This is a genomic window from Sphingomonas sp. AOB5 (assembly GCF_029433115.1).
Classification (GTDB): Bacteria; Pseudomonadota; Alphaproteobacteria; order Sphingomonadales; family Sphingomonadaceae; genus Sphingomonas.
Window position 1 is genome coordinate 1 of the sequence record NZ_JARNTV010000055.1, and the last position, 22284, is coordinate 22284.

Here is a 22284-nt window from a genome sequence, read left to right on the forward strand (position 1 = left end):
CATTGCGGATGAACGCGCGCCAGCGGCGCGGCCCCTCGCGCTTGTGCAGCGTCGCGCCGATCTTCGCGTCCCCGCGCGTGCCGGTCAGCTGGGCGGGGATCACCCGCGTGTCGTTGAACACCAGCACGTCGCCCGCGCGCAGTTCGCCGGGCAGGTCGGAGACGCTCGCGTCGCGCATCGCGCCACCGCTGACCACCAGCATCCGCGCCGAATCGCGCGGGGATGCCGGGCGCAGCGCAATGCGTTCGGGCGGAAGCTCGAAATCGAACAGATCGACATTCACGGGCCGAAGCCCTCCGGTATCGCGGCGTGTCTTACTTCTTGGGCGGCGTCGTGCCCGGCAGCGTGACTTCGGTCTCGCCTGCGGGCAGCACATTCGCCGCCGGCGCGGGCGCGTTGCTATAGGCCGGGGGATTGTCCGCCGCGATATAGGCGTGGACGATCCGGGTCGGGCGCGCGGGCGGTTCGCCGCGCTCGATCTTGTCGACCCATTCCATGCCCGTCGTCACCCGGCCGAACACGGTATAGTTGCGGTCGAACGCCAGGCGCGGGCCGAACATGATGAAGAACTGGCTGTTCGCGCTGTTCGGATCGCGGGTGCGCGCGGCCGAAACGGCGCCACGCACATGCGGCAGATCGTTGAATTCGGAGGGCAGGTCGGGAAGGTCCGATCCACCCGCGCCGGTGCCTTTGGGATCGCCCGATTGGGCCATCGATTCGGGCGCGTCGATCACGCGGTGGAAGATGACATTGTTATAAAAACCGCTGCGCGTCAGCGTCTTGATCCGCTCGACCATCTTCGGCGCGACATCGGGGCGCAGCCGGATGGTGACGCGGCCGCCCGAGGAAAGATCGAGGATCCAGGTATTCTCCGGGTCCGCGGCGGTCAGCACCGCCTGCGGCTGCTCGGCCTTCGATTCGACGCCGCGCAGCGGCTCCGCTGTCGGCTTCTGTGCTTTCTGGGCTGCAGCGGGAGTGACGGTGAACAGCGCGGCCAGGGCGGCCATAGCGGCAACGAAACGCATCGATTCTCCAATTCCCAAGTCTGGGTTGGCGCGGTCTAATCCAAGATTGTGGCGGCTCAAAGCCCGCGTTTAACTACCCTTGCGTCCCAGTTCGGCCACCCGCTTCGCCACATCGGCCTCCACCGTGGGGGCAACGAACTTGCGGATCGCGCCGCCATACATGGCGATCTCCTTCACCAGCCGGCTGGCGATCGGCTGGAGCGAGACGTCGGCCATCAGGAACACCGTCTCGATCCGGTCGTTGAGCTGCTGGTTCATGCCCGCCATCTGATACTCATATTCGAAATCGGCGACGGCGCGCAGGCCGCGCACGATCATGCTGGCGCCTTCGCGCTCGGCGAAATCCATCAGCAGCGAATCGAAGCTGACCACCTGGATCTCGCCATCGATCCCCGCAATCTCGCGCGTCACCATCTCCATCCGCTCCTCGACCGAGAACATCGGCGATTTGGAAGGATTGGTGGTGACCCCGATCACCAGCCGGTCGACCAGCTTCGCGCCGCGCCGGATGATGTCCATATGGCCGAGCGTGATCGGATCGAAGGTACCGGGATAGACGCCGATGCGCGTGGTCATGAAACGGATTCCTCAGAGGGATGACGATGGCCGATATCGCCCGCAAGCGACGACGGACGGGGTGGAGCAGGCGCGCGCTTGCAATGGATCGTGCCGTTGCGGTCGGTCTTGTGGTCGAACAGGACGATGCTGCGGCCGCAGCGCGGACAAAGAATGACGAGCGTAACGGCCACCAATGCGAGAAACGCCGCGATCGCGATCCACCGATAGTCGCCGGCAATCAGGATGAGCACGAACAGCGGATAGGCGATCCACAGACGGACTGCCAGAAACGTCTGGCTCCACGCGGGTTGCCGGGGCTCGGTCACCGCGCGGTGCTGCGGCTGCGAAGGTCCGGTGTCAAGCGTGGCGCGTCACGGCCGCTCGACGTTCCAGTCGACGCCGCCCTTGATCCCCGCCACGCTGCGAAAGCTCGATGCCTGCCAGATCGACCAGGGCCGCGCGCCCCAGCCCGGCTCGCGGATCAGGCTGCGCAACCACAGCCGGCGCGGCACGCGCTCGCTGATCGCATAGCCCGCATCGAACTCGCGGGTGAGGTACAGCACGACCTGCTGTCCATATTGCGCCTCGACCGCGCGGATGAAGATCATCAGCTCGACCACCAGTGCATCCGGGCTGGGCCGCGCGGCGCAATTGCCGCCGAACTCCAGGTCGATCGCGGGCGGCAGCATCAGCGGCGTCTTGGGCACCGTCGCGATGAAGTTGCGCGCCTGCACGTCGCCCGGCGTGCAGAGCGTGAAGAAATGATAGGCGCCGCGCGCGATCGCCGCGCTGCCTGCGCCTGCCCAGTTGCTCGCGAAGCGGCGGTCGCGATGGTCGCCACCCTCGGTCGCCTTGATATAGGCGAAATCCACCTCGTCGCTTTCCGCCACCGCCAGCCAGTCGATCGCGCCCTGATGGTGCGACACGTCGATGCCCTGCCGCGGATAGCTGGCCTCGGACGGCTTCCAGTGGATCGCATAGAGCCAGACGAGCAGGCCCAGCATCGCAAGCACCAGCGCGCCGATCGCGGCGCGCCGGGCGGTCACCGGTCGCGCTCCAGCGTGTATCGGGCGATGGCGCGCAGCAGGTCGGCTTCGGCGCCATAGCTGCGCAGATGGGCGATGGCCTGATCGACCAGCATATGCGCCTGCTCGCGGGCACGCTCGAGGCCGAGCAGGCTCAGGAAGGTCTCCTTGCCCGCATCGCCGTCCTTGCGCAGCTTCTTGCCGGCCAGTTCCTCGTCTCCCTCGGCGTCGAGAATGTCGTCGGCGATCTGGAAGGCCAGGCCCACGTCGCGGGCATAGCCGCGCAGGCCGGTGCGTCCCTCGGGGGAAACGCGGCCCAGGATCGCGCCCATCTCGACCGAACAGGCGATCAGCGCACCGGTCTTCATCGCCTGAAGCCGGGTGACGGTCGGCAGGTCGAAGCTCGATTTCTCGGCCTCCAGATCCATCATCTGCCCACCGGCCATGCCCGAAGGCCCCGATGCACGCGCCAGTTCGCCGGTCAGGTCGATGCGGACGAACGGATCGGGATGGGTCGCTTCGTCGGCCAGAATCTCGAACGCCATCGCGTGCAGGCAATCGCCCGCCAGGATCGCGGTTGCTTCGTCGAACGCGCGGTGCACCGTCGGCTTGCCGCGGCGCATATCGTCGTCGTCCATTGCCGGCAGGTCGTCATGGATCAGCGAATAGACATGGATGCACTCGATCGCGGTGCCTGTCCGGGCGATGCAAGTCTTGTCCACGCCGAAGATCTGCGCGGTGGCCGAAACGAGCAGCGGGCGCAGGCGCTTGCCCCCGCCGATCGCGGCATGGCGCATCGCGCGGTACAAATTGGCGCGGGGATCGCCGGGCACCGCCAGCAGCGTATCGAACTGATTGTCGATCTCGGCGGAAACGATTGCCGCCGCTTCCTTCAGCGATGTCGCTTCGGCCCCCATCGCGTGTGGATCAACCGGCCGCGAAGGGCGTGGTGCCGCTCGCGCGCCCATCGGCGTCCAGCCGGATCGCCTCGATCCGCGCCTGCGCCGCATCGAGCCGCGCGGCGCACTGGCGGCGCAACTGGTCGCCACGCTCATACAGGTCGATCGCCTCCTGCAGCGCCGCTTCGCCGCTTTCGAGCCGGCCCACGATCCGCTCGAGTTCCTTCAACGCTTCTTCGAACGAAAGCGCGGCGATTTCACTGTCCTCTGCCATGGCGGTGCTATGCGGCAGGGGGGTGGGCGATTGCAACAGGGTTGGGGTGGAGTGCCCAACCAACATCGACCTGAATCTATTCGGCGCTTATCCCGTTGAGACAAATAGCTGTGCTCCGGCGAAGGCCGGAGCTTTGGAAAGGGAATGCGTGGCGGCCAACGCTCCGGCCTTCGCCGGAGCACAACTCTGTTCCCTCCGCCATCTACTTCGGCAAAACCTCGGCCAGCAAATCCTTGCGGCTCAGTTTCCCGATCATCGTCTTGGGCAGGCTCAACCGCACGACCACATCGTCCACCCGCTCATGCTTGCCCAGTTGCGGGTTCAGCCACGCCTTGATCGTCTCACCGGTATCGGTCGCGTCGTCGTGCAGCGTCACATAGGCGCGCGGCATTTCGCCATGATAGGCATCGGGCATGCCGACCACGAGCGCTTCCTTGATCGCCGGGTGGTGATAGAGGATCGCCTCGATCTGGCTGGGGAACACCTTGAAGCCCCCCACGGCGATCATGTCCTTCAGCCGGTCGACGATGCGGACGAAGCCGTCCTCCTCGATCACCGCGACGTCGCCGGTGCGCAGCCAGCGATTGCCCTGCGCCTCGATCACGAACACGCTGGCATCGGCGTCCGGCCGGTTCCAGTAACCGCGCATGATCTGCGGCCCCGCGACGATCAGCTCGCCCGGCTCGCCCGGCGGCACGTCCCTGGTTGGGTCTTCCTTGTCGACCAGCCGCAGCCGCGTGGACTGGATCGGCTGGCCGATCGTGCCGGGCTTGTTGAACGCCTCATATGGATTGCACGAGACCACGCCCGAACTCTCGGACAGGCCATAGCCTTCCACCAGCCGCGATCCGGTCGCCTCCTCGAACCGCGCCTTCAGTTCGGCCGCCAGCGGTGCGCCGCCGGAGATGCAGAAGCGCACCGATTCGAAATCGCTCCTGGCCATGCCCGGCGTGTCGAGCAGCGCCTGGTACATGGTCGGCACGCCCGGCAGTGCGGTCGGCCTGGTGCGGCGCAGGGCGGCCAGCGTCTGCTTGGCGTTGAAGCGCGGCAGCATCACGATCTCGCCGCCGGTTACGATGGTGCGGTTGAGCACACAGGTATTGGCGAAGACGTGGAAGAAGGGCAGCACGCCCATGATCCGGTCGACGCCCTTGCCGGCCTCCGGATCGAGCCGGGCCACCTGCCGCGCATTGGCCGACAGGTTCTGATGGGTCAGCATCGCGCCCTTGGGCGTGCCGGTGGTGCCGCCGGTATACTGGATCAGCGCCAGATCGGTCTCGGGATCCAGCTTCGGCGCATCGCACACGCCGTCATTGTGGATCAGCGCGGAAAAGGCAGTGATGCGCTTGTCGTCGGGCGTCTTCGCCACTTCGCTGCCGCGGAACAGGCGATAGAAAAGCGACTTGGCGCCGGGCAGGGCGCCGGCGACCGATCCGACCACCAGCCGCTCGAGATGGCTCTTCTCCAGCACCGCCAGCGCGGTGGGCAGCAATGCGGTCGCCGAGATGGTGAACAGCAGCTTCGTCCCCGAATCCGCCACCTGCTGCGACAGTTCGTCCACCGTGTAGAGCGGCGAGAAGTTCACCACCGTCGCACCCAGTTTGAGGATGCCGTAATAGGCGGCGACGTAATGCGGCACGTTCGGCAGGAACAGGCCGATGCGGTCCCCCGGGCCATAGCCCATCGCGCGCAGGCCGCAGGCGACGCGGTTGGCGCCGTCCATCGTCTCGGCATAACTGTATTTGCGGCCGAGGAAATCGAGCAGGGGCGCCTGCGGATGCGCGTTGGCGCTCGCCTCGAACAGATCGACCATCGACAGCGGCGGGAGGTGCTGGTCCCACGGACCGGGATGGAGATAGGCGCTGCGCCAGACCTGTTCGGGATCGCTCATTTACACGGGTGTAAGCAGGAGCCGGAACTCAGGCAAGTCAGCGGGTAAGGTTCGAAGTCCATGTATACAGGACCGAAATGCCCACCAGCCCAAGGTCGATCGCGGCCTGCACCTTGTGCGGGTTCAGGTCGGTCTGCTCGTGCGTCAGGATCTCGATATTGGCATGGTTGCCCGGCGACCAGGCGAGCAGCAGGAACGCGGCAACTGCCGCGAACAAGACCAATCTGCGCCTGCGCTGTTCCATGGTGCGTTAAGCATAGGCGAAACGCGCGAATCCGGCAAGGCGGTCATAGCCATTGGCTATGATCGTTCCGCGAAAAAATCAGGCCGCGGCGAGGCCCTGCGCGACCCGCGCGCGGTCGCGGCCGGCCGATTTGGCTTCGAACAACGCCTTGTCCGCGCCGCGATACAGCGCCTTCCATTCGGGCTCGGTCGAAAGCGGGCCGGTGCAGGTACCGATACTCGCGGTCACCTTCACGTCGAACGGCATGCGGGTGCCACGCAGCCGGGCAAGGATCGTCTCGGCCTCGACGCGCTCGTCCTGGCTGGCAAGGATCGCGAATTCCTCCCCGCCCATCCGCGCCACCAGCGCGCCGGTCGGCACGGCGTTGCGCAGCAGGCGGGCGAACACGCGCAGCACTTCGTCGCCGCCGTCATGGCCCAGCGTGTCGTTGACCCGCTTGAAGTGATCGAGATCGGCGATCTGCAGCACCTGCTCGCCGGGCCGTCCGATGGCTTTCTCAAGGAAGGCGCGGCGGTTGAGCAGGCCGGTCAGCGGATCGGTCTCGGCCAGCCGGCGGGCATATTCCTCGCCCTCCATCGCCCGGTCGCGCTCGAGGCTGAGCAGGCGGATGCGATAGGCGATGGCGACGCTGGAAAGCAGCGCCTCCGCGGTCATCGACAGGATGGTCGAATTATCGAGCCAGAAGCTCCACGGCAGGACATGGAGATTGCCAAGGATGCGCAGCACCGCCGCCATGATCGGCGCGCCCCATGCGATCGCGAACAGCCACAGATAATTGCTGCGAAGCCGCCATGCGCGCCACAGCATCGGCACCACGACGGTGGCGAGGCCGAGGAAAATCAGGGTGAAGATCCAGTCCGCGACGCGGATCGCAAACGGCGCCGCGGCCCACACCACCACACCGGCGCCCGCGATCATCGCCGCGATTCCCGTGGTCGCGCGGCCCAGCCAGCCGGTGAATATCCGCTCCTCGAAAAAGGTCCGCGCGAACATCAGCGCCGCGCCGGATAGCAATCCGATCTGGAGATAGTTGAGCTGCAGCCGCGAATTGTTCGACACGTCCGGGAAGGCCCAGGCGAATGCTCCCGAAGAGGTGAAGCAATAGCCGAGCAGCCCCGCCACCATCAGGCAGTACCACAGCTGGAACCGGTGCCGCAGCGCGCCCCATAGCGCGAAATTATAGACCAGCAGCGCCAGGCACAGCCCGCCGAACCCCGCATAGATCCCGGCCATCATCAGGTTGGATCGCGCGCTCTGCTCGCCGGTCGCAAGGCGCGCGCCCAGCACGATGCCGCGCACGCTGGCCGCACCCTCGACATGCCACATCACCCGCACGACCTTGGAGGTCAGGCGCGGCAGCGGCACTTCGGCGATGGCGCCCAGCTGGATCCACGGCGCGATGCCGCGCGAGCCGGTCTGCACGGTCGACATGCGGCCGTCGGAATAGAGCGCATGGACCGATACGGACTGCTGCCACAGGCTCGCCCAGCGGATGTTGAGCGGCTCGCGCGATCGCGAACGCACGCCGATATCCTCGGAGATCACCCAGTAATCGCCGCTGCCCATCTTGTGCTGCGGCGTCTTGCAATCGAAGCGTTCGGGATGCTGGATCAGCTGCGCCGGGTTCATCCCGCCGGTGTCGCGCAACACGCACACCGCCAGTTCGCGGCCCGCATCCGCGCGCTGGGCCGAGGCCGGGAGAGCGGCGAACAGGAACGACAGGAACAGCCAGGCGAAAAACGCCGAAGGCAGACGGAAACGCATTCCGGCCTGCTAGCGGAATCATCGCAAACATCCGGTTAAGAACGGGGTTACCCTTAAGGAAAAACGCTTGCAGGTCCGCCGCTTGCCGCGCGCGATTTTGCTTTCCGCGCCATGGCGGCTAGAGCGCCCGCGCAGGTGTTGGAGTGAGCATGAGCGGGACGGACGGGCAGGGGGCGGCGGCGCCGGGCGGCAATGCGCGGCTGGAAGTCGTCGACATGCTGCGCGGCTTCGCGGTCGCGGGCCTGTTCCTGGTCCATATGATCGCCAGCTACGAACTCTACTGGAACCGGCCGACCGGCGGCGCCATCGTCGATACGGTGAACCTGTTGCTGCTGGGCAAGAGCTTCTCGCTGCTGGCACTCTGCTTCGGCTTCAGCTTCTTCATCCTGATGGACAATGCCGAGCGGCGCGGGGTCGATTTCACCGCGCGCTTCGCATGGCGGCTGACCGTGCTGTTCGCGATCGGCACGCTGCACAGCCTGGTGTTCCGCGGCGACATCATTCAGCTGCTCTCGGCGATGGGCTTCATCCTGTTGCTGCTCAACCGGATCAAGGACAACCGCCTGCTGCTGTGGATCGCCCTGTTCTGCCTGATCGGGCCGACCCTGTGGATCCAGATGGCGGCGGGCGCAGGCGGCTATGAATGGGCCAATCGCGCGCCGGGCTATGGCCATGATCCGGCGATGCAGGTCTATGTCCATGGCAGCCTGATCGACGTGCTGTCGGTCAATCTCAGCTATGGTCAGGCGCCGAAATGGGCGTTTCTGTGGGAATCGGGGCGGCTGTTCGTGATCCTCGGCCTCTATCTGGTCGGGTTGGTGCTGGGCCGGATCGGCTTCTTCTCGCGGCTGGGCGATTTCGTCCGCGCGCGCTGGATCGCGCTGGCCGTGGCGATGCCGCTCGCGCTGCTGACCTGGTGGGCGAAGGGGACCGGCTTCAATCTCTTCTGGGCGCTGGGCCTTGGCTCCGGCGCCAACCGCGCCTTCGCGACGATCTCGAACATGTGGTTCGAACTCTCGGCGATGGCGGTCTGGGCGCTGGTGCTGATGGCGCTGTGGCAGGGCCCGGCACAGCGGCTGCTCCGCCCGTTCGTCCCCGCCGGACGGCTGACCCTGACCTTCTATATCGGGCAGAGCCTGGTGTTCATCCCCGTCTTCTACGGCTTCGGTCTCGGCCTGTGGGACGATTGGAACCCGGCCACCCGCCTCACCGTCGCACTGCTCGGCGTGGGCGTGCAGATGGCTTTTGCCGCATGGTGGCTGCGCCGCTTCCAGTACGGCCCGATCGAATGGCTGTGGCGCGCTGCCACCTATATGACGTGGAACGTGCCGTTCCGCCGCAGGACTCCGGCCTGAATCGGGACGGAATCGCAGGCATCCGGTGATATTTCGCGCCTTTCCGAGCGGTTATGATGCCGGCCGGGAGGCGAACGATGATCCGCAACTTGCTGACAGCCATGGCGGCGATCCTCGCGACGGCAGGCGCCGCGCAGGCCCAGACACCCTATGGCCAAGAGCGCTACGAGACGCGCACCATCGCGGTCGAGGCCGCCGATCTCGATCTGTCGACCAACGCCGGCATGACCACGCTCGACAAGCGCATCCGCAACGCAGTCGAGCGCATCTGCTCGACCGACCGCGCCTGCCGCGACGAAGCCTGGGCCAGCACCCAGGATCAGGTCGCCTGGGCGGTCTCGCGCGATCAATGGATGCGCCGCCTTGCCGAGGAACGTGCCGAGCAGATCCGCAATTGCGGCTGGAACTGCCCGGCCCCCGCACAGGTCTACTACCCCGCACCGCTGCCTCCGCCGCCACAGCCCGGCGCGTCGGTTGTGGTGATCATCACCCATTCGCCGCCGCCACCGCCGGTTTATTACCAACGCTGAGTCTCAGTCGAACGGATTGGCGAGGTTCCGGGCGAGCGCTTCGGCGGGCATTTCGTCCGCTCCCATATGCTTCCGGAACAGCGCCTCCAGCCGCGGCATCCAGCGGGCCCGCGCATCACCATCATCGATGCCTTCCGCCGCGAGCGCCGCCAGGGCGAACTGACTTGCGGTGACGGTCCCGGCCCCGGGCAGCAGGTCGGTCACATGCACCGGCTCCCCGTCCACGATCCCGCCGCAACAGCCATAGGTGACACAAAGCGCCCAAAGCAGCCGGTCGAACGGCATCGGATGGACAATCTCGACCTCGATGCCCGGGGCGTCGCACCAGAAGGAAATCGACCGCTCGCCATGCGACGCCGAGGTCCATTCCGGCGCACCGGACGCAAACGCGTACCGGACTCCGATCCGGGCGAGCGGCGGCACTTCGAACACCTGCCCGCTTGGGTCGATGATGAAGGTCAGGGCTTCATCCCTGTGATTTTCGAAGACGGCAATGGGCATCAGGAAATTGGCCGGCTTCGGCCAAGCATGGTGCTGATCCCCTATGCTTAGCCGATCCCCGGATGAGGCGACAAGCAAAAGGGCCGGAGCTTTCGCCCCGGCCCTTCGCATTTCCGTTCCAGTGCCGGCGTTTACTTCGCCTTGGCTTCCACAGCCTTTTTGCCGCCACCCTTTTTGGGCTTTTTCGGCGCGGCGGGCGTGATCTCGAAGGACAGCTCATTGTCCTTCAGCTTCACATTCACCTCGCCGCCATGGACCAGCTTGCCGAACAGCAGTTCCTCGGCCAGCGGCTGCTTGACCTTGGTCTGCATCAGGCGGCCCATCGGGCGCGCGCCGTACAGCTTGTCATAGCCGCGCTCGGTGAGCCACGCCTTCGACTCCTCGTCGAGCTGGATATGGACGCCGCGATCGGCCAGCTGGAGCTCCAGCTGGAGGATGAACTTCTCGACCACGCGGCTGACCACCGACGGCGGCAGATAGTCGAACGGCACGATCGCATCGAGGCGGTTGCGGAATTCGGGGGTGAAGAGCTTCTTCACCGCTTCTTCCTGCACATCGTCGCGCGCGATCTCGCCGAAGCCGATCGATTCCTTCGACATGTCCGACGCACCGGCATTGGTGGTCATGATCACGATCGTGTTGCGGAAATCGACCGTCTTGCCGTGGTGATCGGTCAGGCGTCCGTTATCCATCACCTGCAGCAGGATGTTGAACAGCGCCGGATGTGCCTTCTCGATTTCGTCGAGCAGCAGCACCGAATGCGGCTGCTGATCGACCGCATCGGTCAGCAGGCCGCCCTGATCGTAACCGACATAGCCCGGAGGGGCACCGATCAGGCGGCTGATCGAATGCTGTTCCATATATTCGGACATGTCGAACCGCTGGAGCGGGATGCCCAGGATATCGGCCAGCTGCCGCGCGACTTCGGTCTTGCCGACGCCGGTGGGGCCGCTGAACAGATAATTGCCGATCGGCTTGTCCGGATCGCGCAGGCCCGCCCGGCTCAGCTTGATCGCCGAGGACAGGATCTCGATCGCCTTGTCCTGCCCGAACACGACGCGCTTCAGGTCGGTGGTCAGGTTCGCCAGCGCCTTGGTGTCGTCGGTCGAGACGGTTTTCGGCGGGATGCGCGCCATCGTCGCGATCACCTGTTCGATCTCGCGGGTGGTGATGGTCTTCTTCCGCTTCGACGGCGGCACCAGCATCTGCATCGCGCCCACTTCGTCGATCACGTCGATCGCCTTGTCGGGCAGCTTGCGGTCGTTGATGTAGCGCGCGCTCAGTTCCACCGCCGACTTGATCGCGTCGGGGGTGTATTTGACGTGATGATGGTCCTCGAATGCCGAACGCAGGCCGCTCAGGATCTTGATCGTGTCCTCGATCGTCGGCTCGTTGACGTCGATCTTCTGGAAGCGACGGAGCAGCGCCCGGTCCTTCTCGAAGTGATTGCGGAATTCCTTGTAGGTGGTCGAGCCGATGCAGCGGATCGTGCCGCCCGACAGTGCGGGCTTGAGCAGGTTCGACGCATCCATCGCGCCGCCCGAGGTCGCGCCCGCGCCGATCACCGTGTGGATCTCGTCGATGAACAGCACCGCGTGGGGCAGCTTCTCCAGCTCGTTGACGACCTGCTTCAGCCGCTCCTCGAAGTCACCGCGATAGCGGGTGCCGGCCAGCAGCGCGCCCATGTCGAGCGAATAGATCACCGCTTCCTTCAGCACCTCGGGCACCTGGCCTTCGACGATCTTGCGCGCCAGGCCTTCGGCGATGGCGGTCTTGCCGACGCCGGGATCGCCCACATAGAGCGGGTTGTTCTTGCTGCGGCGGCACAGGATCTGGACGGTGCGGTCCACTTCCGGTCCGCGCCCGATCAACGGATCGACCTTGCCGTTCTTCGCCTTCTCGTTGAGGTCGACGGTGAACTGCTTGAGCGCACTTTCGCCCTTGCCCGACTTGGCTTCGGCCTTGGACGACTTCTCTTCCTCGGCGCCCTTGGGGGTGCTGGCTTCGGTCGGGGTCGAACCCTTGCCGACGCCGTGCGAGATGAAGCTGACCGCGTCGAGGCGGCTCATGTCCTGCTGCTGCAGGAAATAGACCGCATAGCTCTCGCGCTCGCTGAACAGCGCGACCAGCACGTTGGCGCCGGTCACTTCGTCGCGGCCCGAGGACTGGACGTGGAGGATCGCGCGCTGGACCACGCGCTGGAACCCGCTGGTGGGCGAGGGGTCGGTGGCGTTCTCGACCTTCAGCGCTTCCAGCTCGGTGTCGAGATAATGGGCGACGGTGTTGCCCAGCTCGGCAAGATCGACGCCGCATGCGCTCATCACCTTCGAGGCATGCTCGTCATCGACCAGCGCGAGCAGCAGATGCTCCAGCGTCGCATATTCGTGGCGGCGCGAGCTTGCGGCTTCGAGTGCCTTGTGGAGCGTGGATTCGAGAGCGGAGGCGAAACTAGGCATTTGTAGCAACTCCAGTCGGGCCAGAAGGATACGCGGCCCGGTTTCCCACTATGTCGGGATGACGGACGCTCGCATCAAGCGTGGCGGCCCAGCACCGGAGTTTTGCGGCTATCGCCCCATGCTCCGGTGCAACGCTCATCGCTTGAATAGTGCGTCAGCGCTTGCGCGATGGTTAACGGCGCGTTCGCGTTTAATACGAGTGCGTTCGATTTCCGCCGTGAGCAGTTCGATCCGCTCGTCCAGCTCGTCCACCGAATAGGGGTCGAGGTCCTGCTTGCCCAACTGGGCGACCAGATCGTCCTTACGGCGGGGGAGATTCTCTTCCAGATCCATCGCCTCGCCAACGTTGACCCGGGAGGGGGGGATGTCAATAAGCGGGAGGCTTCGGAAAACTGCTTACGGGTCTCGCGAAATGACTCTTCCCACGACCATGCGCGCGATCGATCCGGAAACGCCGGGCGGTCCCGAGGTGCTTGTCCCGGTCGATCGGTCGGTGCCGGTGCCCGGGCCGGGCGAGGTGCTGATCCGCGTCGCCGCCGCCGGAGTGAACCGGCCCGACGTCACCCAGCGCCAGGGTTTCTATCCGCCGCCGCCCGACGCGCCGACGATCCTCGGCCTCGAAGTGGCGGGTGAGATTGTGGCGGCGGGCGACGATGTGCCGCGCGAGATGATCGGCCAGCCGGTCTGCGCGCTGGTCGCGGGCGGCGGTTATGCCGAATATTGCGTCGCGCCGATGGGCCAGTGCCTGCCGGTGCCCGAGGGACTGTCGATGGTCGAGGCCGCGGCGATCCCCGAGACCTTGTTCACCGTGTGGACCAATTTGTTCGAGCGCGCCTATGCGGTCGATGGCGATCGGGTGCTGATCCATGGCGGCACCAGCGGCATCGGCACCATGGCGATCAGCCTGTGCAACCTGTTCGGCATCACCGCGATCGTCACTTGCGGCAGCGACGAGAAATCCGCGCAGGCCGTCGCGCATGGCGCGGACCATGCGATCAATTACCGGACCGAGGATTTCGTCGAGCGGGTAAAGGCGATCACCGGCGGCCGCGGCGTGAACGTGGTGCTCGACATGGTCGGCGGCGACTATGTGCCGCGTAACCTGAAATGCCTGGCCCCGGACGGCCGCCACGTCTCGATCGCGGTGCAGGGCGGGATGACCGCCGAGATCCCGATCTTCCAGATCATGCGCAATCGCCTGACCCTGACCGGATCGACCCTGCGTCCCCGCAGTGTGTCGTTCAAGACGATGGTTGCCGACGAACTCCACCGCAACGTCTGGCCCTTCGTGACCGAGGGCAGACTGAAGCCGGTACTCGACAGCACTTTCCCGCTGGATCAGGCAGCAGCCGCCCATGCGAGGATGGATTCGGGCGGCCATTTCGGAAAGATCGTGCTGGTGGTGGGGGAGTGAAAACATCTTCCCTCCGTCATCCCCGCGAACGCGGGGATCCCGCTTTTTCTGCTTAAAGAAGCGTCCACACGTCTACATGATGGCCGACCGCTACCGCGGCGCGATCTACACGGGTGTCACCGCCCAACTCGTGCATCGCGTATACCAACACAAGGACGGCACCGGTTCCGAATTTACCGGCCGGTACAAGCTCCACCGCCTCGTGTATTTCGAGGAGCATGCTGACATGCCCACCGCCATCGCTCGCGAGAAGGCGATCAAGAAATGGCGGCGCGAGTGGAAGATCGAATTAATCGAGCGTGAAAATCCCGACTGGCTCGATCTCTACGAGCGGCTTGTCTGAAAGAATATCCCGCGTTCGCGGGGATGACGGAATAATAAGTTCTGCTTATTGATCTCCCGCCGCATCTTGTTGGACACGGCCCGCTGCGTCAGCATGAGGGAGGCGAAGCCGGAGGGAGCGAATGATGACCGACCTGATCCTTCACGAGTACGCCGCATCCGGAAATTGCTACAAGATCCGCCTCACCGCCGGCCATGTCGGCGCCAGGCTCGAGCGGCGCGAATACGACATCATGAAGGGCGAGACGCGCACCGCGGACTTCCTTGCGAACGTCAACGCCAATGGCCGCATCCCCACGCTCCAGATCGCCGACCGCTTCATGCCGGAAAGCAATGCCGCCTGCCTCTATCTCGCGCATGGCACGCCGCTGATCCCCAAGGAGCGGTTCGACCATGCCGACATGATGCGCTGGCTGTTCTGGGAACAGTATAACCACGAGCCGAACGTCGCGACCCTGCGCTTCTGGTATGGCTGGATCGGCGAAGCGAATTTCAGCGAGCTGCAAAAAGCCAATCTGCCCGGCAAGCGTGCAGCAGGCCTCGCCGCGCTGGAATTGATGGACGAGCATCTCGCGACCCGCGACTGGTTCGCCGCGGGCATCTTCACCGTCGCCGACATCGCGCTCTACGCCTATACCCATGTCTGCGAGGCCGGTGGCTACCAGCTGTCGCTCTATCCCAACATCCAGGCCTGGCTCGCCCGCGTCGCCGCGCAGCCGGGACATGTCACGATCGATGCTTGAACGGTCACATTACTGACGCGGGCCGGGAATCACGCTGTAACAAATACCGGTCATAGGGGTCTCCCAAGGCAAGGGCAGCTTTGGGGTTCGCGACCATGGCCACGATTACCAGGCTTCCGTTCGGAATCGATCCGGCGGACTTTTCGTCTTCGGCGCCATCGATCCCCGAGCGCGCCATCACCGAGCGCCGCAAGTACCGTACGATCTGGATCTCGGACGTCCATCTGGGCACGCGCGGTTGCAATGCCGAGCTGCTGATCGACTTTCTCGACCATGTCGACAGCGACACCATGTATCTGGTGGGCGACATCATCGACGGCTGGCGGCTGAAGAAGAAGCTCTACTGGCCCGAAACGCATAACGACATCGTCTGGCGCGTGCTGAAGCGCGCGCATCGCGGCACCCGCATCGTCTATGTCCCCGGCAATCACGACGAGATGTTCCGCCAGTTCAGCGGCCTGCATTTCGGCGGGGTCGAGATTGCCCGCACCGCGATCCACGAGACCGCCGACGGCAAGCGCCTGCTGGTCCTCCACGGCGACGAATTCGACGCGATCATGCTCTCCCATCGCTGGCTCGCCTATCTGGGCGACGCGGCCTACGAAGCGACGATGGCGCTCAACCGCATGGTCAACCATGTGCGCCGCTGGATGCGGCTGCCCTATTGGTCGCTCAGCAAATACGCCAAGTCCAAGGTGAAGAACGCCGTCTCGTTCATCTCGAAGTTCGAGGAGGTCGTCGCGCGCGAGGCCGGCTCCCGCGGAGTCGATGGCGTGGTCGCCGGTCACATCCATGCTGCGGATATGCGGTCGATCCACGGCGTTGAATACTATAACGATGGTGACTGGGTGGAGGGCTGCACGGCACTGGTCGAGCATTTCGACGGCCGCATGGAGATTTTGCACTGGGCGGACGAGGTAGCGGCAAGGGACAGACCCGAGGCACCGGAAGAGCGGCGAGCGGCCGCCTGACGGAGCACGAACCCATGCGCATCGCCATCGTCACCGACGCCTGGGAACCGCAAGTCAACGGAGTCGTCCGCACCCTCCAGTCGGTCCGGGCGGTGCTGGAGCGGCACGGCCACACCGTGATGGTGATCTCGCCCGATCTGTTCCGCTCGCTGCCCTGCCCGACCTACCCTGAGATCCGCCTGGCGCTCACCCGCACGCGCAATGTCGGGGCAATGCTCGAGGAATTCCGTCCGACCGCGATCCATCTCGCCACCGAGGGACCGCTCTGCGTCGCCGCGCGGCGCTGGTGCCTGCGTACCGGCCAGCCCTTCACCACGGCGTATCACACGCAATTCCCGGACTATGTCTCGGCGCGCTCGGGCGTACCGGCGGAGTGGATCTGGCGCTATATCCGCTGGTTCCATTCACCCAGCTACGCGATCCTCGCCGCGACGCCGTCGATCCGCCAGTCGCTCGCCGATCACGGGCTGACCCATTTGAAACATTGGGGCAGGGGGGTGGACCTGACCAATTTCCGTCCCGGTCTGCCCCCGCATCCGGCGATGGCCGCGATGGAGGGTCCCGTGCAACTCTATGTCGGGCGCGTCGCAGTCGAGAAGAATCTCGAAGCCTTCCTCAAGACCACGCACCCGGGCACGAAGGTCGTCGTCGGCGATGGCCCGGCGCGCGCTTCGCTCGAAGCCAAATATCCCGATGCGAAGTTCCTGGGGCCGATGTTCGGCACCGAACTCGCCTCCGCCTATGCCGCCGCCGACGTGTTCGTCTTCCCCAGCCGCACCGACACGTTCGGGCTGGTGATGATCGAGGCGCTGGCCTGCGGCGTGCCTGTGGCTGGCTATCCGGTCACCGGGCCGATCGATATCGTCACCCCCGAAGTCGGCGCGGTCGATCAGGACCTGACCCGCGCCATCGCCACCGCGCTGACCCGCGACCGCGCCGCCTGCGCCCGCTATGGCCGCAGCTTCACCTGGGAAGCGAGCGCCGCGCAGTTCCTCCACGCGCTCTGCCCGATTGGGGAAGAGGCTGAAGCGGCCTGATCTTAAATGGCTTAAATCCTTGCCCTGAGCCGCAACCCGCATTAGATCAGCCCCCGAAGTGGCCGCCCGTGATGGGCGGCCCTTATTGTTTCTACTGTTCGGAGAACCTCCGTGGCCCAGCCGCTGATGCCGCATGCGACCGCTTCCTGGCTGGTCGACAATACCTCGCTCTCGTTCGAGCAGATCGCCGAATTCTGCGGCCTGCACATCCTCGAGGTTCAGGCCATCGCCGACGATACCGCCACCACCAAGCTCACCGGCCGCGACCCCGTTCGTGCGCACGAGCTGACGATGGACGAGATCGAGAAGGGCCAGGCCGACGCCGATTACCGGCTGAAGATGCTGAAGGGTCCCGAGCAGATCCGCCGTACCAAGGGGCCGCGCTACACGCCGGTCTCGAAGCGTCAGGACAAGCCGGACGGCATCGCCTGGATCCTGCGCCACCATCCGGAAATCTCCGACGGCGCGATCGGCAAGCTGATCGGCACTACCCGCACCACCATCGCCGCGATCCGCGATCGCAGCCACTGGAACATCTCGAACATCGTGCCGAAGGACCCGGTCACGCTGGGCCTCACCTCGCAGCGCGAGCTGGACGCGATCGTTGCCAAGGCCGCCAAGGCCGCCGGCCTCGAAGCTCCGGTCGACAATCGCCTCGAGGGTGACCGCGAGGCGCTGATCGAGGAACTGCGCGCCCAGCGCGTCGCCGCGGCCGCCGAAGCGCAGCGCATCGCCGATGGCGGCGAACCCGTCGTCACCGCGCCGGCGTTCGAGGACCCGTTCCGCAAGCGCGACTGATCCGCGGCTTTCAGGACTGAAACAGAAAAGGCCGGGGCATGTCCCCGGCCTTTTTCGTTGGCGCTCGCATAAGGAGGCTGCCGAGACATGAGCTGTGCTCCGGCGGAGGCCGGAGCCTTGGCAGTCAACGCCTCGCAATACGTCCAAAGCTCCGGCCTTCGCCGGAGCACGGCTACCTATGCAGCACTCTCCGCGAGCAACACCTCATGCCGCGCCACGATCTTCGGCCACAGCGCCTCGACGCCCGGCACGTCCAGCCCGAACCGCTCACGCAGCAGCGTCACGAACGCACCGGCATCCGCCACCAGCCGCTTGGTCTCGCCATCGGCTCCGCGCTCCATCAGCACGCGGCCGCGCAGCGACACATGCCACTCGCCCTGGCGCTGCTGCACCACCAGATTCTGCACGAAGATCGATTCGGGATCGTCCTGCAGCGCCGCGCATTGCCGCGCGAACAAGGCTTCGTCGGCCGGGCCGGGCAGGAAATCGAAGCTGAACGGATCGCTGTCGCCAAAGCGTTCGGCGAAGCGCCAATAGCCGTCGCTCTCCTGCGCCAGCGTCAGAACGAACGGTGCGTGATCCGATTCCCCCGCTGCGAACGGGATCGGCGCCGCCTGCGTGCCCCCGAACCCGGCATCGACCAGCCATTCCCGGCCATCGATCGTCACGATCAGCGTCAGGTGATTGCCCAGCGAAACGTCGCCGCGCACCGCGCGCATCACCCCTGCCGAAACGCGCCGCACATCGAACCCGATCTCGCCCAGCGCCCAGCCGAGCAGCCCGTTATTCTCGTAGCACCAGCCGCCCCGCCGCCGCGTCACCAGCTTGTCGAAGATACCTGGCAGGGCGGTATCGACGCGATTGCCCAGCTGCACGTCCAGATTCTCGAACGGGATCGTCGCGATATGCGCGCGCATCACGGCATCCAGCGTCGCGAAATCGGGCGCAACAGGCCCCGAATATCCAATCCTCGCCAGATACGCCGCCAGCTTCATCCAACCCTCCCGTCATCCCCGCTCTTATCACCCATAGCGGGATTCGCGCTTTCGCGAGACCGGCAGCGCGAATAAACCCGGGCGCCTTGGGGGACGAATCAGGAGCTGCAAATGTGTGACGAACTGACCGCCGCCGACACGGATCGCCATCTCGCTGCGCTGTCGCGCCGCGAATTCGGTGCGGGTGTCGCTGCCGCCGCCGCGGTGATCGCGCTGCCGCTTCCCGCCAATGCCTTTGCCGTCAGCGGCCGCGAAGTCGTGATCAAGGCGCCGGACGGCGAATGCGACGCCTATTTCGTCGCGCCCGCCAGCGGCAAGCATCCAGCGGTGCTGGTCTGGCCCGACATCATGGGCCTGCGCCCCGCCTTCCGCGAAATGGCCGACCGGCTCGCGGCCTCGGGCTATGCCGTGCTGACGGTCAATCCCTTTTACCGCTCGGCCAAGGCGCCCTACCATGCGCCGGGCGATGTGCCTGACAGCGCGAAGATCCGCGAGCAGGCGTTCGAATGGCGCAAGCTGATCACTGCCGATGCCGCGGTGCGCGACGCCACCACCTTCATCGCCTTCATCGACGCTCAGAAGGAAGTTGATACCAAGCGCGGCATCGGCACCACCGGCTATTGCATGGGCGGCCCGCTGACGATGCGCACGGCTGCGGCAGTGCCGGGCCGCGTCCGCGCGGGCGCCTCCTTCCATGGCGGCGGCCTTGCCACCGACGCGCCGGACAGCCCGCATTTGCTCGTCCCCAAGATGAAGGCGAGCTACCTCTTCGCGGTCGCTGAGAATGACGACCAGCGCAATCCGGCCGAAAAGGAAAAGGTGCGCGAAGCCTATGCCGCGGCCAAGCTCCCGGCCGAGATCGAAGTCTATGCCGGTGCGCAGCACGGCTGGTGCCCGCCCGACAGCCGCGCCTACAACCAGCCCCAGGCCGAACGTGCGTGGGAGCGCCTGCTGGTGCTGCTGAAGGGGGCGCTGTAACCCAAATCCTCCCCCGCAAGGGCGAGGTGGCGCCGAAGGCGACGGAGGGGGAGGACTCTTCCACGCTCGTTCTGGAATCCTCCCCCTCCGTCAGCTGCGCTGACACCTCCCCCTGGCGGGGGAGGATTGGATGTCACCCTTGACTCGTTGGTAATTTCGTTCTCCAATTGTTCCAATTCTGAAACCGGAGACCGGCCATGTCGAACGACCTCATCTTCTACACCAATCCCATGTCGCGCGGGCAGATCGTCCGCTGGATGCTGGAGGAGACCGGCGCGCCCTACGAGACGCACGTGATGGACTATGCCTCGTCGATGAAGTCGGACGAATATCTGGCGATCAATCCGATGGGGAAGGTCCCCGCGATCGTCCATCGCGGCAAGGTCGTGACCGAGTGCGCCGCGATCTGTGCCTATCTGGCCGAGGCGTTTCCCGAGGCGGGGCTGGCGCCGACCGACGGGGAGCGTGCGGATTATTATCGCTGGATGTTCTTCGCCGCCGGTCCGCTGGAGCAGGCCGTCACCAATAATTTCGCCAAGTTCGAACCCAGCGCGGAGCAGGAGCGCAGCTTCGGCTATGGCAATTACGATCTCGCAGTCGAGACGTTGGCCAAGGCGGTGTCGGCGCATCCTTTTGTCACCGGCGATCGCTTCACCGCGGCCGATGTCTATGTCGGGTCGGCGGTAACCTGGGGCGTGGCCTTCGGCACGCTGCCCAAGCTCGATGCGTTCCTCGCCTATTCGGAGCGGGTGACCGACCGCGATGCGTATCGCCGCGGCAAGGACAAGGACAATGCCTTGATGCCGCAGGCCGCTCCCGCGTAAGGGCAAGTCGCGCGCGCACGCGTAGCCAGTGCGACTCTTGTGACTCTTGGGGGGTAAATGAGTAAGTTGAAGCAGGTCGAACGCGCGTTCGAAAGCGGGCTGTTCGCCTCGCGCTGGCTGCTTGCCCCCTTCTATGTCGGGCTGATCCTGTCGATCGGGCTGCTGCTGGTGGTGTTCGCGCGCGAGTTCGTCGCGATGATCCCCTACGCGGCGACGATGACGGTCGAGACCGCGATCCTCAAGGTGCTGACCCTGCTCGATATCGCGCTGGCCGCGAACCTGATCCTGGTCGTGATCCTCGCCGGCTATGAGAGCTTCGTTTCGAAGATCGATACCGAGGGCCATGAGGATCGTCCGAGTTGGATGGGCACCACCACCTTCTCGGGGCTGAAGCTGAAACTCTATGCCTCGATCGTCGCGATCTCGGGCATCCAGCTGCTCAAGAGCTTCATGAGCATCGGCGAGAAGCCGATGACCGACATGGAGCTGATGTGGATGACGGTGATCCACTTCGCCTTCGTGGTGACGGCGTTGCTGTCGGCACTGACCGATTATCTGTCGAGCCGCCCGGGCAAGTCGAAGCCGGAGTAAGGCGTTCTTGTTCCTCCCCCGGAGGGGGAGGGGGACCGCGAAGCGGTGGAGGGGTAGTCTCCACGAGCGATGTCCTTCGCGGATAGTACCCCTCCGTCCGGCTGCGCCTGCCACCTCCCCCTCCGGGGGAGGATTTTGTGTCGGCCCTAGCCTCCGGCCATCGCCTTCATCCGCCCCGGCAATTCGGCCATCACCGCATCGCGGTCTGCAGCGTCGGTCGAGCCCCATCGCCCGATCTCGGCAAGCGTCCGGCCACAGCCTTCGCACCAGCCCCGCACCCGGTTCATCCGGCAGATGTTGACGCAGGGGCTGGGGACGATGGGGACGAATTCGATCAGATCGTCCATCGTGCCAGCCAGTCGGCGATGCTCTGCGGCTGCATGATCCGCGCATCGCCCAGTGCGATCTCCTCGCCGACATTGCGCAGCTTGCCGATTCTGGCGTCGATCACCAGCACCGCGGGCACGGCTTCCAGCTGGGCCAGGCCATAGCGTTTGGGGATGTCGAGATTGCGGTCGAACTGGCCGACATCGATCTGGACCAGCTCGAAATTGCGCGCGATCCACGCCTTCATCTCGGGCAGCTCGAACACCCCGGCCAACACGCGGCAATCGACGCACCAATTGGCACCGAAGTCGAGCAGCAGCGGCTTTTTCCGCTTCTTCGCCCGGGCCGTCGCCGCGGCGATGTCGCGCCGGGCATTGGCGGTGCTGTCATAGGGCGCGGGCAACGGCTGGGGCAGCTGGCGTGCCGAGCGGATCCGCAGCGTCGGCGGGCCTTCGCCCCCGAACGTCATCGCCGGCAGCATCGCGAGCAGCGGAAGCCCGAGGAACAGCCGACGACGCATCATTCACCAACCCCCATGAACACCGCTGCAATATGACGGTGCCCCGCGGGGCCGGGCAAGCCTATTCGCCCAGCGTAAAGCGCAGGAAGTCCGGCATCGGGCCGTTCCAGCCATCATCCGGACCATCGTCCCGATCGTCGCGATGCCGCTGCTGCGGGGCCTTGGCTTCCTCGCGGCGGGGCGCGGCTTCGCGCGGCTGGCGCGGGGTGCGCGGTTCGCGCT

27 protein-coding genes are annotated in these 22284 nt (G+C 65.5%); 11 read left to right on the plus strand and 16 right to left on the minus strand.

Annotated features, from left to right (window positions below; translation table 11 throughout):
• From P1X14_RS17430 to P1X14_RS17475, 10 genes are all read right to left on the minus strand, one after another.
• The coding region (locus P1X14_RS17430; protein WP_277316688.1) for an S-adenosylmethionine:tRNA ribosyltransferase-isomerase at positions 1 to 283 on the minus strand (283 nt) is incomplete at its 3' end.
• Positions 284 to 314: 31 nt separating this feature from the next.
• Positions 315 to 1025, minus strand: coding sequence for a peptidylprolyl isomerase (locus P1X14_RS17435; RefSeq protein WP_277316689.1), 711 nt, complete (start codon positions 1023 to 1025; stop codon positions 315 to 317).
• Positions 1026 to 1094: 69 nt separating this feature from the next.
• A complete protein-coding gene (coaD, locus tag P1X14_RS17440) occupies positions 1095 to 1601 on the minus strand; it encodes a pantetheine-phosphate adenylyltransferase (protein ID WP_277316690.1) in 507 nt (168 codons plus the stop codon).
• On the minus strand, positions 1598 to 1909 hold the full coding sequence (locus P1X14_RS17445) for a hypothetical protein (RefSeq protein WP_277316691.1): 312 nt from the start codon (positions 1907 to 1909) through the stop codon (positions 1598 to 1600). The genes coaD and P1X14_RS17445 overlap by 4 nt, the downstream gene beginning before the upstream one ends.
• 45 nt (positions 1910 to 1954) lie before the next feature.
• A complete protein-coding gene (locus P1X14_RS17450) occupies positions 1955 to 2629 on the minus strand; it encodes a GH25 family lysozyme (RefSeq protein ID WP_277316692.1) in 675 nt (224 codons plus the stop codon).
• Positions 2626 to 3525 (minus strand): farnesyl diphosphate synthase, encoded by a 900-nt coding sequence (locus tag P1X14_RS17455; protein ID WP_277316693.1) that lies wholly within the window; start codon positions 3523 to 3525, stop codon positions 2626 to 2628. Before P1X14_RS17455 ends, P1X14_RS17450 begins: the two co-directional genes overlap by 4 nt.
• A gap of 10 nt (positions 3526 to 3535) precedes the next feature.
• Entirely contained in the window at positions 3536 to 3781 is a 246-nt protein-coding gene (locus tag P1X14_RS17460; RefSeq protein WP_277316694.1) for an exodeoxyribonuclease VII small subunit, read from the minus strand.
• A gap of 202 nt (positions 3782 to 3983) precedes the next feature.
• Complete coding sequence (locus P1X14_RS17465) at positions 3984 to 5672, minus strand: AMP-binding protein (RefSeq protein ID WP_277316695.1); 1689 nt, start codon at positions 5670 to 5672, stop codon at positions 3984 to 3986.
• A 37-nt stretch (positions 5673 to 5709) separates the two neighbouring features.
• A complete protein-coding gene (locus P1X14_RS17470; protein WP_277316696.1) occupies positions 5710 to 5889 on the minus strand; it encodes a hypothetical protein in 180 nt (59 codons plus the stop codon).
• Between the two features lie 105 nt (positions 5890 to 5994).
• The gene (locus P1X14_RS17475; protein ID WP_277316697.1) at positions 5995 to 7680 is read right to left on the minus strand and encodes a diguanylate cyclase; all 1686 of its coding nucleotides are present in this window, start codon (positions 7678 to 7680) and stop codon (positions 5995 to 5997) included.
• Positions 7681 to 7829: 149 nt separating this feature from the next.
• Between P1X14_RS17475 and P1X14_RS17480 the strand changes: the two genes are divergently transcribed.
• A complete protein-coding gene (locus tag P1X14_RS17480; RefSeq protein WP_277316698.1) occupies positions 7830 to 9035 on the plus strand; it encodes a DUF418 domain-containing protein in 1206 nt (401 codons plus the stop codon).
• 77 nt (positions 9036 to 9112) lie between these two features.
• Positions 9113 to 9565: a UrcA family protein gene (locus P1X14_RS17485; protein WP_277316699.1), complete on the plus strand. Its 453-nt coding sequence runs from the start codon at positions 9113 to 9115 to the stop codon at positions 9563 to 9565.
• Between the two features lie 3 nt (positions 9566 to 9568).
• Here P1X14_RS17485 and P1X14_RS17490 read toward each other — a convergent pair whose 3' ends face one another.
• The 3 genes from P1X14_RS17490 to P1X14_RS17500 all read right to left on the minus strand — a co-directional run bounded on the left by P1X14_RS17490 (position 9569) and on the right by P1X14_RS17500 (position 12855).
• Complete coding sequence (locus P1X14_RS17490) at positions 9569 to 10066, minus strand: hypothetical protein (RefSeq protein ID WP_277316700.1); 498 nt, start codon at positions 10064 to 10066, stop codon at positions 9569 to 9571.
• 131 nt (positions 10067 to 10197) lie between these two features.
• Positions 10198 to 12522: an ATP-dependent Clp protease ATP-binding subunit ClpA gene (clpA, locus tag P1X14_RS17495; protein ID WP_277316701.1), complete on the minus strand. Its 2325-nt coding sequence runs from the start codon at positions 12520 to 12522 to the stop codon at positions 10198 to 10200.
• 135 nt (positions 12523 to 12657) lie between these two features.
• Positions 12658 to 12855 (minus strand): DUF1192 domain-containing protein, encoded by a 198-nt coding sequence (locus tag P1X14_RS17500; RefSeq protein ID WP_277316702.1) that lies wholly within the window; start codon positions 12853 to 12855, stop codon positions 12658 to 12660.
• A gap of 79 nt (positions 12856 to 12934) precedes the next feature.
• On the opposite strand from P1X14_RS17500, the gene P1X14_RS17505 reads away from it, so the two are divergent.
• The 6 genes from P1X14_RS17505 to P1X14_RS17530 all read left to right on the plus strand — a co-directional run bounded on the left by P1X14_RS17505 (position 12935) and on the right by P1X14_RS17530 (position 17827).
• Positions 12935 to 13936: an NAD(P)H-quinone oxidoreductase gene (locus P1X14_RS17505; RefSeq protein WP_277316703.1), complete on the plus strand. Its 1002-nt coding sequence runs from the start codon at positions 12935 to 12937 to the stop codon at positions 13934 to 13936.
• Between the two features lie 79 nt (positions 13937 to 14015).
• Entirely contained in the window at positions 14016 to 14279 is a 264-nt protein-coding gene (locus P1X14_RS17510) for a GIY-YIG nuclease family protein (protein WP_277316704.1), read from the plus strand.
• A 121-nt stretch (positions 14280 to 14400) separates the two neighbouring features.
• Positions 14401 to 15021 (plus strand): glutathione S-transferase family protein, encoded by a 621-nt coding sequence (locus P1X14_RS17515; protein ID WP_277316705.1) that lies wholly within the window; start codon positions 14401 to 14403, stop codon positions 15019 to 15021.
• A 95-nt stretch (positions 15022 to 15116) separates the two neighbouring features.
• Positions 15117 to 15992 carry a UDP-2,3-diacylglucosamine diphosphatase gene (locus P1X14_RS17520; protein ID WP_277316706.1) on the plus strand — a complete coding sequence of 292 codons (876 nt, stop codon included), beginning with the start codon at positions 15117 to 15119 and terminating at the stop codon, positions 15990 to 15992.
• Between the two features lie 14 nt (positions 15993 to 16006).
• Positions 16007 to 17029 carry a glycosyltransferase family 1 protein gene (locus P1X14_RS17525; protein ID WP_277316707.1) on the plus strand — a complete coding sequence of 341 codons (1023 nt, stop codon included), beginning with the start codon at positions 16007 to 16009 and terminating at the stop codon, positions 17027 to 17029.
• A 111-nt stretch (positions 17030 to 17140) separates the two neighbouring features.
• Positions 17141 to 17827 (plus strand): DUF1013 domain-containing protein, encoded by a 687-nt coding sequence (locus P1X14_RS17530; RefSeq protein WP_277316708.1) that lies wholly within the window; start codon positions 17141 to 17143, stop codon positions 17825 to 17827.
• A 176-nt stretch (positions 17828 to 18003) separates the two neighbouring features.
• On the opposite strand, the gene P1X14_RS17535 is transcribed toward P1X14_RS17530, so the two are convergent.
• Positions 18004 to 18822, minus strand: coding sequence for an arylamine N-acetyltransferase (locus tag P1X14_RS17535; RefSeq protein ID WP_277316709.1), 819 nt, complete (start codon positions 18820 to 18822; stop codon positions 18004 to 18006).
• Positions 18823 to 18933: 111 nt separating this feature from the next.
• On the opposite strand from P1X14_RS17535, the gene P1X14_RS17540 reads away from it, so the two are divergent.
• The 3 genes from P1X14_RS17540 to P1X14_RS17550 all read left to right on the plus strand — a co-directional run bounded on the left by P1X14_RS17540 (position 18934) and on the right by P1X14_RS17550 (position 21215).
• On the plus strand, positions 18934 to 19800 hold the full coding sequence (locus P1X14_RS17540) for a dienelactone hydrolase family protein (RefSeq protein WP_277316710.1): 867 nt from the start codon (positions 18934 to 18936) through the stop codon (positions 19798 to 19800).
• A gap of 197 nt (positions 19801 to 19997) precedes the next feature.
• Positions 19998 to 20624, plus strand: coding sequence for a glutathione S-transferase family protein (locus P1X14_RS17545; RefSeq protein ID WP_277316711.1), 627 nt, complete (start codon positions 19998 to 20000; stop codon positions 20622 to 20624).
• 57 nt (positions 20625 to 20681) lie between these two features.
• Positions 20682 to 21215, plus strand: a complete 534-nt coding sequence (locus P1X14_RS17550; RefSeq protein ID WP_277316712.1) for a TIGR00645 family protein — start codon at positions 20682 to 20684, stop codon at positions 21213 to 21215.
• A gap of 146 nt (positions 21216 to 21361) precedes the next feature.
• On the opposite strand, the gene P1X14_RS17555 is transcribed toward P1X14_RS17550, so the two are convergent.
• Positions 21362 to 21562, minus strand: coding sequence for a DUF1289 domain-containing protein (locus P1X14_RS17555; protein ID WP_277316713.1), 201 nt, complete (start codon positions 21560 to 21562; stop codon positions 21362 to 21364).
• Positions 21550 to 22065 (minus strand): thioredoxin family protein, encoded by a 516-nt coding sequence (locus P1X14_RS17560; RefSeq protein ID WP_277316714.1) that lies wholly within the window; start codon positions 22063 to 22065, stop codon positions 21550 to 21552. The genes P1X14_RS17555 and P1X14_RS17560 overlap by 13 nt, the downstream gene beginning before the upstream one ends.
• Between the last annotated feature and the right edge of the window lie 219 nt (positions 22066 to 22284).